Genomic DNA, 1,576 nt, shown 5'->3' with positions numbered 1-1,576 from the left:
ACTAGTACCTCGATTCATAAGTCCGTGTGATAATGTTCATAATTGGTTCAAGCCGACAAAGCCTTACCTTTATACGTCCATTTAAATGGTTTTGCTAAATTCTCGTTAAAATAATCAATAAAGCGCTCCATCTTATTTCTCAAGTCTTCCATACTGCAAAAATCACCACGATTAAGTAACTTTCTCGCTAAAATACCAAACCAAATCTCAACTTGATTTAACCACGAGCAATGCTTTGGCGTAAAAACAAATCGAATTTTATGTGTTTCATCCGTCAAAAATGCTTGTCGGGAGGCAATGTTTTTCAGAATGCCTGATTTTCCTTTTATCCCAAGCTCATCAGTAATACCGCAATGCTTAGCTATATACCGAACCAAAGATTCTGATTTATGAACATTCAATTGATCAGCCACAATCACCCACCCACTTTTAGGTGATAACGCCACCGTCTTTTTTATGTGCTCGAAAAAATCAATCTCTCCCCGTGTTTCCGCAATTCTGTATTGCATTATCTTGCCAGTGACAACATTAAAGCTGGGTGTCAAACTCAGTGTTCCATGACGTTTGTATTCAAACTCTCGCTTCTCTATCACGCCTTGTTTCATTGGCTTCGTTGGTGATATTCGCTCTAATGCCTGGATACCCGTTTTTTCATCTACGGACACGGTAATGACATCTTCTTTAGCTCGTTCAGTAGCTTGATGGTAAGTCTCACAAACGTTATTTACTTCCTTCTTAAAGGTCTCATCGTCTTCAATATTAGGATTGAGCCAGTAAGTTGAACAATGTGGTCTGATATCAGCTTGTTTAAGGAAGCGCCCGACAGTGCTTTTTGACATCCCCTTTGCTATTCCCTGTTGGTTCACTTCATCAGCTAGTTCGATGTATGTCCAGTGAGTTATTTCTCTGTTGCACTGTGTTGGCTCTTTTAACGCAACAGCCATTACACCACAGAACTGCTCGGCAGTGTAAGTTGCCGGAGCACCACTTCTGGGAGCATCAGAAAAAGCTTTGTATATAAGCGGCCAGCTTTCTTCAATACATGTTTTTTGAATTGGCCATTTAATAAAAAATTGTACGGCTCTGTCCCTCCATTTGGCCGCGAAACTGTCACTCACGTTTAACTCTCTTGCAACAGCTGCCATGTTAATATTCTTGTTCATTAATAACACCGTTTTCAATCGAGTCATAATGCCTGCGGGGATGGTATAGCACCGTGACATTGCTAAGATAGTAGTCTCTATCGTATTGGCATGTTGTTCTGGAAATAAAAGATTCATTTTGAGATCGATATAGTATATAAACTATGTTCAATTATATCTAATTTGCAAACCAAAGGAAAACCAGTGGGTTATAAAATAAAAATACAAAAAGTGCAGCGACCAACAAACAAGTCATTCTACGTCAATATGCCAGCGGCTATAGCGGAAGCGTTAAGTATTGAAAAAGGTGAAGAGTTTGAATGGACAATCGAAGACAAGAATACTTTAGTGTTAAAAAGAGTTATTCCGCTGAAAATTAACGCTCGGGAGAGTATTGATAAAATCCACACGGACTTATGATCTCTGGTACTAGT

At 39.1% G+C, this 1,576-nt stretch carries 2 protein-coding genes; one reads left to right on the top strand and one right to left on the bottom strand.

Annotation, left to right across the window (positions count from 1 at the left end; translation table 11 throughout):
* Nucleotides 1–47: 47 nt before the first annotated feature.
* Nucleotides 48–1,163, bottom strand: a complete 1,116-nt coding sequence (locus KSO91_RS17180; RefSeq protein ID WP_238744241.1) for a transposase — start codon at nt 1,161–1,163, stop codon at nt 48–50.
* A 183-nt stretch (nt 1,164–1,346) separates the two neighbouring features.
* Between KSO91_RS17180 and KSO91_RS17175 the strand changes: the two genes are divergently transcribed.
* Nucleotides 1,347–1,562, top strand: a complete 216-nt coding sequence (locus KSO91_RS17175) for an AbrB/MazE/SpoVT family DNA-binding domain-containing protein (protein ID WP_238744240.1) — start codon at nt 1,347–1,349, stop codon at nt 1,560–1,562.
* Nucleotides 1,563–1,576: the final 14 nt, after the last annotated feature.

Source organism: Psychromonas antarctica, assembly GCF_022267535.1.
GTDB classification, from domain to species: domain Bacteria; phylum Pseudomonadota; class Gammaproteobacteria; order Enterobacterales; family Psychromonadaceae; genus Psychromonas; species Psychromonas antarctica.
This window is presented reverse-complemented; position numbering and strand designations above follow the sequence as displayed.